This window comes from Methylosinus trichosporium OB3b, assembly GCF_002752655.1.
Classification (GTDB): Bacteria; Pseudomonadota; Alphaproteobacteria; order Rhizobiales; family Beijerinckiaceae; genus Methylosinus; species Methylosinus trichosporium.
Genome location: NZ_CP023738.1, coordinates 102,850 through 115,471 on the forward strand (window position 1 = coordinate 102,850; position 12,622 = coordinate 115,471).

At 64.7% G+C, this 12,622-nt stretch carries 13 protein-coding genes and 2 pseudogenes; 6 read left to right on the plus strand and 9 right to left on the minus strand.

What is annotated here, in order from left to right:
* Positions 1–15: 15 nt before the first annotated feature.
* Both CQW49_RS21625 and CQW49_RS21630 read right to left on the minus strand, forming a co-directional pair.
* Positions 16–1,890 (minus strand): ABC1 kinase family protein, encoded by a 1,875-nt coding sequence (locus CQW49_RS21625; protein WP_003614686.1) that lies wholly within the window; start codon positions 1,888–1,890, stop codon positions 16–18.
* The gene (locus CQW49_RS21630; RefSeq protein ID WP_003614687.1) at positions 1,887–2,681 is read right to left on the minus strand and encodes a 4'-phosphopantetheinyl transferase family protein; all 795 of its coding nucleotides are present in this window, start codon (positions 2,679–2,681) and stop codon (positions 1,887–1,889) included. The genes CQW49_RS21625 and CQW49_RS21630 overlap by 4 nt, the downstream gene beginning before the upstream one ends.
* Before the next feature lie 58 nt (positions 2,682–2,739).
* Here CQW49_RS21630 and CQW49_RS21635 point away from each other — a divergent pair, with 58 nt between their 5' ends.
* The 4 genes from CQW49_RS21635 (at position 2,740) to CQW49_RS21650 (ending at position 6,928) form a co-directional block, all read left to right on the plus strand.
* Positions 2,740–3,684: an acyltransferase domain-containing protein gene (locus CQW49_RS21635; RefSeq protein WP_003614688.1), complete on the plus strand. Its 945-nt coding sequence runs from the start codon at positions 2,740–2,742 to the stop codon at positions 3,682–3,684.
* Positions 3,681–4,556: an ACP S-malonyltransferase gene (fabD, locus tag CQW49_RS21640; protein ID WP_003614689.1), complete on the plus strand. Its 876-nt coding sequence runs from the start codon at positions 3,681–3,683 to the stop codon at positions 4,554–4,556. Before CQW49_RS21635 ends, fabD begins: the two co-directional genes overlap by 4 nt.
* Positions 4,557–4,880: 324 nt before the next feature.
* The gene (locus CQW49_RS21645; protein WP_003614690.1) at positions 4,881–5,873 is read left to right on the plus strand and encodes an NADPH:quinone oxidoreductase family protein; all 993 of its coding nucleotides are present in this window, start codon (positions 4,881–4,883) and stop codon (positions 5,871–5,873) included.
* Positions 5,870–6,928 carry a zinc-binding dehydrogenase gene (locus CQW49_RS21650; RefSeq protein ID WP_003614691.1) on the plus strand — a complete coding sequence of 353 codons (1,059 nt, stop codon included), beginning with the start codon at positions 5,870–5,872 and terminating at the stop codon, positions 6,926–6,928. The genes CQW49_RS21645 and CQW49_RS21650 overlap by 4 nt, the downstream gene beginning before the upstream one ends.
* A gap of 29 nt (positions 6,929–6,957) precedes the next feature.
* Here CQW49_RS21650 and CQW49_RS26370 read toward each other — a convergent pair.
* From CQW49_RS26370 to soxY, 7 genes and pseudogenes are all read right to left on the minus strand, one after another.
* Positions 6,958–7,074, minus strand: a pseudogene (locus CQW49_RS26370) (IS200/IS605 family transposase); the annotation flags it as partial.
* A 123-nt stretch (positions 7,075–7,197) separates the two neighbouring features.
* Positions 7,198–7,776 (minus strand): DUF302 domain-containing protein, encoded by a 579-nt coding sequence (locus tag CQW49_RS21655; RefSeq protein WP_003614692.1) that lies wholly within the window; start codon positions 7,774–7,776, stop codon positions 7,198–7,200.
* Positions 7,777–7,805: 29 nt separating this feature from the next.
* Positions 7,806–8,240, minus strand: coding sequence for a DsrE family protein (locus CQW49_RS21660; protein WP_003614693.1), 435 nt, complete (start codon positions 8,238–8,240; stop codon positions 7,806–7,808).
* Between the two features lie 33 nt (positions 8,241–8,273).
* The gene (locus tag CQW49_RS21665) at positions 8,274–8,687 is read right to left on the minus strand and encodes a DsrE family protein (RefSeq protein WP_040567831.1); all 414 of its coding nucleotides are present in this window, start codon (positions 8,685–8,687) and stop codon (positions 8,274–8,276) included.
* A 77-nt stretch (positions 8,688–8,764) separates the two neighbouring features.
* Positions 8,765–10,450 (minus strand): thiosulfohydrolase SoxB, encoded by a 1,686-nt coding sequence (soxB, locus tag CQW49_RS21670; protein WP_003614695.1) that lies wholly within the window; start codon positions 10,448–10,450, stop codon positions 8,765–8,767.
* A gap of 65 nt (positions 10,451–10,515) precedes the next feature.
* Entirely contained in the window at positions 10,516–10,845 is a 330-nt protein-coding gene (gene soxZ / locus CQW49_RS21675; protein WP_003614696.1) for a thiosulfate oxidation carrier complex protein SoxZ, read from the minus strand.
* A 49-nt stretch (positions 10,846–10,894) separates the two neighbouring features.
* Positions 10,895–11,311, minus strand: coding sequence for a thiosulfate oxidation carrier protein SoxY (gene soxY, locus CQW49_RS21680; RefSeq protein WP_099831930.1), 417 nt, complete (start codon positions 11,309–11,311; stop codon positions 10,895–10,897).
* On the opposite strand from soxY, the gene CQW49_RS21685 reads away from it, so the two are divergent.
* Together CQW49_RS21685 and CQW49_RS21690 are read left to right on the plus strand one after the other, a co-directional pair.
* Complete coding sequence (locus CQW49_RS21685; protein ID WP_003616345.1) at positions 11,288–11,959, plus strand: IS6 family transposase; 672 nt, start codon at positions 11,288–11,290, stop codon at positions 11,957–11,959. The genes soxY and CQW49_RS21685 overlap by 24 nt on opposite strands.
* Positions 11,960–12,015: 56 nt before the next feature.
* Positions 12,016–12,618: pseudogene (locus CQW49_RS21690) on the plus strand (IS6 family transposase); the annotation flags it as partial.
* Positions 12,619–12,622: the final 4 nt, after the last annotated feature.

Genomic DNA, 12,622 nt, shown 5'->3' on the forward strand with positions numbered 1-12,622 from the left:
GCTCGCGCGGCGCGCTCATTTCCTGCCGTCGGGCTGCTGAATCTCCCGCATCACGATGCGGGTGACGAAGAGACCGAGCCCGGCGAGCGCGGTGACGAAGATCGACATCTCGAACGAGAGACGCGGAAGCAGGCTGCTCAATTCATGCAGCACCCACACGCGCACGACCTGCGATTCGTCGACCAGATGGTCGACGAAATGCTTGTAGAGCAGCACGATCACAGCCAGGAAGAACAGCGCCGAGAAGATGTTGGTCACCGTGCCGAGAATGCGGGACGCCTTCGACAGGCTGGCGTTGATGGTGAAGGCGTTCTCGCGCAGCGTCGGGGCCATGAACAGATAATATTCCTCGGCGCTCGCCGCCATGCCGCCGATGAAGCGGGCGAGGTTCGCCGGCTTCACGCCTTTGCTCAACATTTTCTTGGACGCGGACGCGAAGTGCTTTTGCAGCACTGCGATGTAATTCATCTCGACATGCAGATATTCGAGCGAGGCGTCGAGCGTCGACAGCGTTCGCGCGATCTTCAGGAACTCCCATGTCTGCTGCGCGCCGCGGCGCGACAGGATGCGGCCGATGTCGGCGGCGCCGGTGTTGATGCTGCGCTCCTGAAAGGACAGGCTCTTGATCTTCGACTTGTTGCTCCACAGGCGCAGGCAGCGGGCGATCTCGCTGCGCAGCTCGTGAATGCCGCGCGACGGCAGCTCCACGCAGAGGCGCAGTTGCAGATCGGCCGCCTTGCCGAAATCCTGCTCGGCGAGGGCACGCTGCAACCCGCGATAGAGGGTGAGGAACTCCCGGTCCAGCGAGCCGATGCTGCCGAGGTCGATGAGCGCGACGCGGCTGTCGCGCAGCAGGATGATGTTGCCGGGATGGAGGTCGGCGTGAAAGAAATTGTCCTGAAACAGCTGGCGCATGAAGGAGATGAGCAAGCGCGTGCCGACGCGCTTGCGATCGACTCCATTCTCCTCGAGCCAGGCGCGAACCCGCTCGGGATCTTTCTCGCGAACGCGAATGAGATCGCTCATCAGGACGCCGTGGATGCGCTCCAGCACGATGACATTGGCGGTCGTGTAGCGGCCATAGACCTTCGGAATCTTGATCTTGCGGCTGTTGATGTTCTTTCTCAGCTGCTTGGCGTTGGCCGCCTCGTAGCGATAATCGGTCTCCTCGAGGAAGATTTGCTCGAGCTCGGCGACGGCGTCGCGCAGCCGCAGGATGCGCAGGCGCGGCAGCCGGTCGAGACAATTGGCGAGATAGCGCAGGACGGCGAGGTCGCGCTCGAATTTCTTGCGGATGCCGGGACGCAGCACCTTCACGACCACCTCGCGGCCGTTGCTCAGGCGCGCGGCGTGGACCTGCGAGAGCGACGCCGCCGCGAAAGGCAGGGGGTCGAACTCGCTGAAGATGTCGTCGACGCTGGCGCCGAGCTCGGTCTCGATGACGCGTCGCGCCACCTCCGGCGGAAAGCCGATGGCGCGATGCTGCAGATGCGCGAGCTCGTCGCAGAGCGCCGGGGGCAGCACGTCGCGGCGCAGCGACATCAACTGCCCGACCTTCATCCACAGGCCGCCGAGATGCTCGAACGCTCCTCGGATCTCCTCGCCGCTGCGGCGAGGATCATCCCGGCCTCTCAGCTTCATCCACTTCAAACGGAAAAACAGGGAGACGAAAGTCGTCACGACCCGCAGCAGCTCGAAGCGCGGCTCGTCGGCGTCGGCGCGGATCTCGATCGGACGGCGCGGGGCGTCGGGCTCGAGCGGGGTGGGCGCGTCGTCGCCGCTGCGCCGTGCGCCCGCACCGCCGAGCCGGATGACGCGGCGGATCATCGGCGGCCGCGACGCATCGGCGCCATCGGAAGAAGATCGATGCTCAATGGTGACGATATTCACGCGGGCGGCTCCCCGGGGCTGCGTTCGGGATGCGGCGGAGAAGCGGCCGCTGCGTCGACAAAGCTCGGCGATATTTGCCGAATGTGGAACCGAAGGGGTCGCTCCGATCGCGCCGCGACCGACAGGCGACGCTCCCCGGAGAGCAAAACGGAGCGAAATCGCCAGAGGGCGGGCTCCGCCGGAGAGGCGTCGGGAAGGTCGACGCCGATCGGGTCGAGCGAAAAGGCGAATCGGTCGAAAGCCAGAGCGAGGCCGTCGCCTCGAGCCTTCACATAGGCCTCTTTCAAAGTCCAGAGCTGGAAGAAGGCGGCGGCGCGCTCCTCTTCGACGAGCGCTTCGAGCAGCGCCGTTTCCGCCGGCGCGAAATAGGCGCGCGCGAGAGCCAGCAGGTCGATGTCGCGGCTCGCATTCTCTATGTCGACGCCGACCGGGCGACCATGCGTCACCGCGCAGGCGACGGCGCCATGGGTGTGGGAGAGATTGAATTCGAGCGAGGGAAAAGCGAAGGCGGGATCGAGCGCCGGCTTGCCATGCGCCTGGTCGACGAAGCGCCAGAGATGCGGCGGGCCGCCGAGGTCGCGCGACAGCAGCGCGCGCAACAGGGCGTGCGCCGCCGTGAAGGCGAAGCGGTCTCTCGCATGATAAAAGCGGGCGGCGCGCGCGCGCTCCGCCGCGTCGAGGAAATCGAGCCAGCGCCGCTCGTCGGCCGGGACGGCGTCGGCGAGGTCGAGCCAATGGACCTGCACGACGTCGGCGCCGTCACCATCTTCCGGCGAGTCTTCGATTGCCAAGCTGCGCCGTCCCTCGCTAGTGTGCCGTGGAAAGTTTCGCTCCTCCGGCCGGATGTCCATGACGCGCACTCTCATCATGTTCTGCGGTCAAGGCGCGCAATATTACCAGATGGGCCGGGAACTCCACCACGCCGATCCGATCTTTCGCGACGCCATGGATCGCTGCGAGACGATCGCCGCGGATCTCGGCGGGCCGCGAATCGCCGATGTGATCTTCGGCCGACCCATGGCCGAGAGCCAGGGCTTCGATCGGCTCGCCGAGAGCAATGCGGCGCTGCTGGCGATCGGCTTTGCGCTGGCGACGCGGCTCGAGGCGGCCGGGATCGCGCCCGACGCCCTTCTCGGCTACAGCCTCGGCGAGACGATCGCGGCGGTTTTCGCCGGCGCGCTGTCGCTCGAGGACGGCTTCCGGCTCGTGCTCGGACAGGCCGATATTTTTGCGCGCGCGGCGCCTGCGGGGGCGATGATCGCGGTCCTCGTCGAGCCCGAGCGCCTCGCGGCGCTGCCCGAGGCGACGCGGCTCTGTGAGATCGCCGCGATCAACGCGCCGCGCCATTGCGTGCTGTCGCTGCGCGCCGACGACGCGGCCGTGGTCGAAGCGGCGCTCGAGCGCGCCGGCCTCACCTATGCGCGCCTGCCGATCCGCTTCCCGTTCCACGCCTCGGCGATCGCGCCGGTCGAGCCGGACATGATCCGGCTCGCCTCGGGCTGTCGTTTCGCGCCGCCGCGCTGGCCGATCGTCTCGGCGACGACGGGCGGCGTCGCCGAGCCTTTCGACGGCGCGCATTTATGGCGCGTGATGCGCCAGCCGCTGCGCTTTCGCGAGACCATCGAGGCCCTGGCGCGCGAGGGCGACTGGCTGCTGCTCGAGGCCGGCCCTTCCGGCACGCTCGCCTCCTTCGTCCGGCAGATCGGCGCGCCCGGCGTCGCCGCCTTTCCGGCGATCGACCAGTTCGGCAACAACAGCGCCACTCTGGCGCGGCTGCTGGCGGCGGCGCGATGACGCTGGCGGCGATCTTCCCAGGGCAGGGCTCGCAAACCATCGGCATGGGCGCGGATCTCTTCGACCGCTTCCCGGACTGGGTCGAGGCGGCCGATCGCATCCTCGGCTATTCGCTACGCCGCCTCTGCCTCGAGGATCCGCACCGCGAATTGTCCAGCACGGCCTTCACCCAGCCGGCGCTGTACACCGTCAACGCCATGGCCTATCGAAAGCATATCGAAGACGGCGGAGCCGAGCCGGATTTCCTCGCCGGCCACAGCCTCGGCGAGTTCAACGCCCTGCTCGCCGCCGACGCCTTCGACTTCGAGGAGGGTCTGCGCCTCGTGCAGAAGCGCGGCGAGCTGATGGGCGCGGTCGCGGGCGGCGGCATGGCCGCCGTGATCGGTCCGCCCTCTTCGCGCATCCGCGCTCTGCTCGAGGAGGCGGCGCTCGGCTCGACCGACGTCGCCAATTTCAACTCGATCAGCCAGACGGTCCTCTCCGGCCCGGTCGCCGATCTCGAGCGCGCGCGCGCGCGCATCGAAGCCGCAGGCGGACGCTTCGTCCCGCTCAATGTGCGGACCGCCTTCCATTCCCGCTATATGCGAGAGGCAGCGCGGCGGTTCGAGGCGTTTCTGGGGAGCCGGCGCTTCCGGCCGCTGCTCATTCCGGTGATGTCGAACTTCACCGCTCTGCCTTACCGGGACGACGAGATCGCGCATAATCTCGTCAAGCAGATCGATCATTCGGTGCGCTGGGTCGAGACGGTGCAATATCTCGTCGACGAATTCGACGCGCAATTCGTTGAACTCGGCCCCGGCGCCGTGCTGACGCGGCTGATCGAGGATATTCGTCGCCATCCGGCGCCAGTGAATATCGCGCGCCGCTATTAGGTCTACGGCGTCTCACTATGAGAAAACAATGCAAACGCAGCCGGGGCCGTCATTGCGAGCGGAGCGAAGCAATCTAGTGGCGTGCTGCATCGAAATTGATGGGGCTCTAGAGCGAGCCTGGAGGCTCGCGGTCCAGGATCCGCGCTTGGACCGCGCTTGGACCGCGAGCCTCCAGGCTCGCTTTTTCAGCCCTTCAAATCGGCTGAATCACGCCACTAGAGCCGCGGGGCGGCCCCGTTGTCGCCTCGTCGCTTCGCTCCTCGCAAGACGCCGGCCCGATCGTTGCGGTTTCAAGTGATGCAGTCGAATAAGGAGGCCTCGCTCTTGGAATCGGTTCCGCATGGGTCCATGCGCGCCATCGTCTGCCGGCGATGGGGAGATCCGGACGATCTTCGCCTCGAGTCCGTCCCCGAGCCTGCGCTGCGCCCCGGCGGCGTCCGCGTCGCCGTCCGCGCCGCCGGGGTGAATTACGCCGATCTGCTGACCATCGCCGGCCGTTATCAAGAGAATCCTCCGCTGCCCTTCGTCCCCGGATTCGAGGTGGCGGGCGAGATCGTCGAAATGGCGGCAGATGTGCGCGGCGCGCGAATCGGCGACCGGGTGATGGGCATGCTGCCCCATGGCGGCTATGCGCAGACGGCCGTGCTGCCCGCCGCCGGCGCCTTGCCGATTCCGCCGTCGCTCGACTTCGCTCGGGCCGCGGGCTTTCCCGTCGCCTATGGGACCGCCTATGGCGCGCTGGTGTGGCGGGCGCGGCTGCGTCCGCGCGAGCGGCTGCTCGTGCTCGGCGCCGCCGGCGGCGTCGGCCTCGCGGCGGTCGAGATCGGCCGGGCGCTCGGCGCGACGGTGATCGCCGTCGCCGCCGGCGACGAACGTCTGGCCTTGGCGCGCGCCCATGGCGCCGATCACCTCATCGACCGGCTGCGCGAGGATGTGGCGGAACGGGTCGGCGAGATCGCCTCCGGCGCCGGCGCCGATGTCGTGTTCGATCCCGTCGGCGGCGAGGCCTTCGAGGCGGGCCTGCGCTGCATTGCTTCGGAAGGGCGGCTCGTCGTCGTCGGTTTCGCCAGCGGGCGCGTCGGCCAGCTTTCCGCCGGCGTCGCGCTCGGCAAGAACATCGATCTCATCGGCTGCTATTGGGGCGCCTATCGTAACGATGACCGCGTGCGAAAGGCCTATGAGGAGCTGTCGCGCTGGCTCGAGGCGGGGCGGCTCGCCCCGCATGTCGGGGCCTCCTTTCCGCTCGCGGAGGCGGCGCGCGCCTTGCGCGCGCTGCGAGACCGCGAGGTCGGCGGCAAGATCGTGCTGACGCCATGACGAAGACGATGACGGCGATCTATTTCGAGGCTCATGGCGGGCCCGAGCAATTGCGGCTGGCGCAGCGGCCGATCCCGGAGGCGCGCGGCGACCTCGCGCTGGTGCGGGTCGGCGCCTTCTCGCTCAACGGCTTCGATCCGATGGTGCTGCGCGGCATTCCCGAATTGCCGATCCCGCTGCCGATGATCCCCTGCGCCGATTGCGCCGGCGAGATCGTCGCGCTCGGCGAGACCGAGCGCGACGCGTGGAAGATCGGCGATCGTGTCAGCGTCGTGCCGTTGCAGCCGGGGCGCGGGATGATGGGAGAGACTTTGCCCGGCGTCGCCGCGCAATATTGCCTCGCGCCGCTGTCGGCGCTGCTGCCGTTGCCGGCGAACCTCTCCTTCGTCGACGCCGCGGCGCTGCCCACCGCCTATGGCACGGCGATGCGGATGATGACGCATCGGGCCGAGGTCATGCGTGGCGAGCGGGTTCTGGTGCTCGGGGCCGGCGGCGGCGTCGGGGTCGCCTGCGTGCAGATCGCCAAGCTGCGGGGCGCCGAGGTCATCGCCTGCGCGGAGGACGAGGCGGCGCTGACGAAGCTGCGCGCGCTCGGAGCCGACCATGTGATCGACGCCCGGACCGATGTGCTCGGCGAGATCATTCGGCTGTTCGGCAAGCCGTCGATCTGGGGCGGCGGCGGCGTCGATGTGGTCGTTGATTTTCTCGGCGGCGCCGATTGGCGGCGCTCGATCGCCTGTCTGACGCGCGGCGGGCGGCTGGTGACCTGCGGCGCCAGCGCCGGCGCGCAAGTGGCGACGGATCTGCGTTATGTCTGGTCCTTCGAGCTCGACATCCGCGGCTCGAACGGCTGGACGATCGAGGATCAGCGAGACGTCATCGCTCTCGCCGCCGAGCGGCGCCTCGAGCCGGTGATCCACGCCGTGCGGCCGATGTCGTCCTACGGCGAGGCGCTGAGCGAATTGATGGCGCGCCGCGTGGTGGGGAAGTCGGTGATCGTGGTGGACGAGGCCGGCGCCGCCTCCCGGTCCGATTGCCCGCCGACGCGGCTCTGAATTTCCATCTCTTCGCCTTTTGGCGCGTCGCCCTTAATAGCGCCAATGCAATGAATGTTCGGCGGGGTCGCGATCATCATTTGCACGTGGCCGGGCGTCAAATGCCCCTCCTCGATCCGGCTCTCCTTACTGGGCGGCCGGTTTCTTGAACATTGGACTATTCCGCCTGCCCCACGCCCGGCGATCATAGCTCCAACCGACCAGCGGGAAAAAATTGCGACGAGCCAGAACATTCATGAACGCGATGGTGAAATAGCGGACGGCCGCCCTCAGAACTCACCATTCGCGCCACGCTGGAGGATTGCTTGCATGATGTGCTTCACTTTCAGGGCCTCATCCGCGAGCGCCGGCGGCAACGGCTTGCCTCCATAAATCATCATGTCCATGTTCAGCGTGTAGATCCAGAGCTTTCCGGTCTTATCCTCGACCAGCGCGACGCGGCAGGGCAGGAAGGCGGAGAAAGCCTCCGCGTAATCGATCATATGCGCCGCGGTCAGTGGATTGCAGTACAGATAGATTTTCAGCTTGCGCCAGGGCTTCCCCTCCATCGTGCTGATTTGATCGCCGAGCGGAAGCTCGCCGACGCTTTTGATGTTCATGGTCGTGGCGATGGATTTGATCGCCTCGTCCACGTCGTCGAAGCCGAGCCCCTCCTTGACCTCGGCCTTCCAAACCATCGCCTCGATCGGATCGCCTGCTTCGAGAAGAAGCTTCGCGATATGGGCATAGGTCGCGCACGCCCATGGATCGAAACCGGCCATCGAGCGTCCTGCCTCCATGAGGACGGCGACGCTCACGATGATCGTGATCGAGCCGATCAGGGCGAGAATATTTTTTACGAACCGCATTCGGCAGCCTCCAGTCGAACCATTCGGCTTCATGGCCGCAGATAGACGTAGCCTTGCTGCTGCAACTCGCCGAGCCGGACGACCGCGCCTTTCTCAGCGACGGCGAAGCCCGGAAGCAGGTCGCTGAGCGCCACTTTCTGCGCCTTCATCGTGATCGCGCAGGCGATGGGATCGACGCCGTCGCCTTTCAGCCTCGCGAGGCTCTTCTCGACATCCGCGTCCGCATCGATTGCGTGGAAAGCTCGCAGCGCCGGGCCATGCACGACGAGCGCAACCGTTATGCCGCCAGGACCTCCGCAACCGGCGATATGGTTTGAAATATTGCCGAGAACGAAGCGCGCCTTGTCCAGATCGGACAGATGATAGGCGACTTTAGATGCAGAGGCGCCTTTCGCCGCTGCGCCGAGCGCCAGGAGGCCGGCCCCGCTCGCGAACAATGAACCGAAGAATTTCCGCCATTTCATGCCATCACCTTTCTCCTATTCGCCCGAATAGCCTCACGGCTGGACGACCGTGTATCCCTTTTCCGACAGCGTCAGCAGTTCGGCGACGCCGGACTCGACCGTCGATACGTCCTCGAGCACGGCCGGACGCTTGTGCTCCCGCTTCTCGATCGCCTCGATGGAGTTCGCGCAGGCCTCGAACCGCACGTTGGGCATGGATTTCTCGAAGCCCTTCACTCGCTCCGCCACCGGCGAGCGATCGGCCAGAAGCATAGAAACGCCCGGGCCGAATCCGACGATCACAATGTCCACCTCCTCGCCGGCGCCGGTGAAATGGCGGGAGACATTGGCGGCATTGTCGAGAATGGAGCTCATCTTCGCGGGATCGCTCACGGTGACGTAGAGCGCGAGCTTATGCGCGTCTGCGGCCTCGCTCGCCGACACGGACAGCGCGCAAGCGAGGGCCATCGCGCTTTTCGCTGAAAAGCGGCATTTGAAATTCGGCGCTGTTTCTCTCATGGAGCTCCCCAAGCGGCAGTGAGCGGTCAGGCGCCAATCACCTCGACGGCGCGATTTTGTTCCAGCTTCACGGTTCCAGTCGTGGCGAGATATTCCGACACTACATCCCAGATCGGCGGTCCCTCGACATTCTGATTGACGCTCGCCCACCCTGCGACCTGATAATCGCGGCTCGGCTCTATCGCGGCGCCTGTTCGGGTCAGCGCCATGTTCGAGATGCGCCGGCTGCGCTCTTTGGTCACATCGATGGTATAGGAGAGGCCGCCGACACGAACCATGTCGCCGCCTTGCTGATAATAGGGATCGGCATTGAACAGATTGTCAGCCACATCTTCGAGCACGGCTTTCAACTGAGCGCCGGTCATAGCGCTTCGATAGACATTCGGATAGGTGATCGCGGTGACGTTGGTCACGTCCTCGAATGTGATGTTCTGGCCGGGTAGAAGGCTCGCGCCCCATCGGAAACCGGGCGACAGCGCAATTTCGGCGTCTCGCTCCTGCAGAATTGCATTGCAGAGGAGATCGTCGAAGGTGCCGTTGAAATTGCCGCGCCGGTAGAGCGTCGATTCCGTCACGCCGAGCACGCGCGCCAGATCGGCGGCGTAAGGCTTGCGCACATGCTCGATCTCGGCCGCCATCGCCCCGTCGGGCGCGATGACGTCGGAAAGCACAGGGATCAGTTTGTGGCGATAGGCTTTCACCTCACCGCCGCGTACGTCGAGATCGAGACGCGAGACGAATTTGCCCGACGATCCTGAGGCGACGATCAGAGTCTTGCCGACGAGGATCGGTTCGGGCGCCGCGTCATGAGTGTGGCCCGACAGGATCACATCAACGCCGCGCACGCGATGCGCCATTTTGCGATCGACGTCGAAGCCATTGTGCGACAGCAGGACGACGAGCGCGGCGCCGGCCGCGCGCGCCCCGTCGACCTCGGCCTGAACCTCCTCCTCCCGAATGCCGAAGGACCAGTCCGGAATCATCCAGCGGGGATTGGCGATCGGCGTGTAGGGGAAGGCCTGGCCCAGCACCGCGATCTTGACGCCGCCGCGTTCGATCATGACGATAGGATCGAACACACGCTCATTCCATTCGGAGTCGCGCAGGTTGAGCGCCAGAAATGGAAAGCCGAGCGCGGCGACCGCCTCCTTCACGCGATCGGTGCCATAAGTGAACTCCCAATGCCCGGTCATCGCGTCCGGCTTCAATAGCGCCATGCAGTCGATGACATCGCGTCCTTTGGTCGCGAGCGCGGTCCATGAGCCCTGCCACGTATCGCCGCCATCCAGCAGCGCGACCTTGTCTCCGCGTTCGGCGCGGATCGCGGCGACGATGGTGGCGATGCGATCGAGTCCCCCGACGCGCCCATAGGTTTTCGCCAGCGCCTCGAAATTCTCGTCGCTCATCGCATAAGCGGCCGCCGAACCTCGGGCGATGCCGAAACGTCTGAGGTAATTCGCGCCGGTGAGATGCGGAACATGGCCACGCGCCTCGCCGACGCCGATATTGATGGAAGGCTCGCGAAAATAGAGCGGCCTCAATTGCGCGTGAAGGTCCGTCAGATGCACGAGCGTGACATTGCCGAGCGGCTCGAAAGCGAGCAGATCGGCCTGCGTCAGCTTTTGCTGCGCGATCGCGCGCCCGGACGTCGCGCCCGGTCCTATGGCCGCCGTGGCGGCGGCGACCTGAAAGAACTCTCGCCTGGATATCATTCCGCTTCCTTCGAATCTCAATGGGCGGCGTGCGCGCAGCGTCATGAGTCGGAACCGCGCCTGCGTCAGCCTGCGAGCGCGATGTGTTGCGTCACGGTGGCGATGACGCCGTCGTCATCCACCCAGGTGAAGACGAAGTCGCCGTCTTCCGTCACCTTCGCCGGGAACTCGAGATACGGATTGGCGGAAATCGCAGTTTCGAGCTTGGCCTCGAACAAAAGCCTGCCATTGAACTCACAGGTGAAGCGGTTGATGATCCTGCGCGGAATCGGATTGCCGGCGGCGTCCTTGCGCTGCCCCGACTCCATCGGGTGCTTGATCAGCGTCTTGATCTCGATGATCTCGCCCTTGGCGGCTGTCTTCGGCAGTTTGACGCGGGGTTGCTCGGTCGCCATCGTCGCTTCCTCATGATGTTCGATTGCGGGGCTCGATCTTCTTCGTCGGTCAGCCGCCGCAGCCGCCAGCGGTCACCTTGACCGTTTTCTTGTCCATCTCGATTGAACCGTCGCTCATCTCGGCGATTGCGGAGACGGTTTGTGTCTGCGCGAGGCGGATGCGGGTCGACACTTCGGCCCTGCCGGAGAGAGGCGTGAGTGAGAAGGTGGCGGCTGTCGGCGTGGGATTGGCTTCCGCGATGATGACGATCCGCGCGACATAGAGCTGCTCTGTCATCGGGCTCGTCACCTTGACGGTGATGGGCACGGAATTCCCGTTTTCGGCGATCTCGGGAAGGTCGAGCGTCACCGCGCTCCGACCCGGCCGGGTTCTGTCGCGAATTTTTGTCGCAGGTCGGTTTGGGGCTATAATTGCCGGTAGTGGAGCTGGCGGACGAGTGCGATGATTGATTTCAAGGGCAGCCATTTTGAACGCGACGTGATTCTGTGGGGCGTCCGCTGGTATGTGGCGTATCCGATGAGCTATCGTCAACTCGAGGAAATGATGGAAGAGCGAGGTGTCGAAGTCGACCATTCGACGCTCAACCGCTGGGTCGTCAAGTATGCTCCTTTGCTGGAGAAACAGTTCCACACTCGCAAGCGCTCGATCGGATCCAGCTGGCGTCTCGATGAGACCTACGTGAAAGTCAAAGGCTGCTGGAAATATCTGTATCGGGCGGTCGACAAGGCAGGCGGGACGGTGGATTTCCTGCTGACGGCCAAGAGGGACTGCAAAGCCGCGTTGCGCTTCTTGCGCAAGGCGATCGGCCAGCATGGCGAGCCGGAGAAGATCACGATCGACAAGAGCGGCGCCAACACGGCCGCGATCGAACGCTACAATGCGGAGCATGAAGCGGACATCGAAATCCGCCGCATCAAATATCTCAACAATATTGTCGAACAGGACCATCGAGCGGTGAAGCGAGTGACGCGGCCGATGTTGGGTTTCAAATCATTTCGATCGGCTGCCGCGACACTTTCCGGGATCGAGCTCATGCATATGATCCGCAAGGGGCAGCTGCGAACGACAGGCGAATTGCGTCCAGCGCAGCAGTTCTATGCCCTCGTGGCGTGAGCCGCGTCACTCTCAGACGCCGGTGTCGCGTCCGTAGACAAAATTTGCGACACAACCATCCGATGAGCTATCGCCAACTCGAAGAAATGATGGAAGAACGCGGCGTCGATGTCGACCATTCGACGCTCAACCGTTGGGTCGTCAAATATGCCCCTTTGCTGGAGAAGCGGTTTCGTGCTGGCAAGCGCACGGTCGGTTCGAGCTGGCGGCTCGATGAGACCTACGTGAAAGTCAAAGGTTGCTGGAAATAGCTGTATCGGGCGGTCGACAAGGCAGGCGCGACGGTGGATTTCCTGCTGACGGCCAAGAGGGACTGCAAAGCTGCGTTGCGCTTTTTGCGCAAGGCGATCGGCCAGCATGGCGAGCCGGAGAAGATCACGATCGACAAGAGCGGCGCCAACACGGCAGCGATCGAACGCTACAATGCGGAGCATGAAGCGGATATCGAAATCCGCCGCATCAAATATCTCAATAATATCGTTGAGCAGGACCATCGAGCGGTGAAGCGAGTGACGCGGCCGATGTTGGGTTTCAAATCATTTCGATCCGCTGCTGCGACGCTTTCCGGCATCGAGCTCATGCATATGATCCGAAAGGACCAGTTGCGGACCAGGGGCGAATTGCGTCCAGCACAGCAGTTCTATGCCCTCGCGGCGTGAGCTG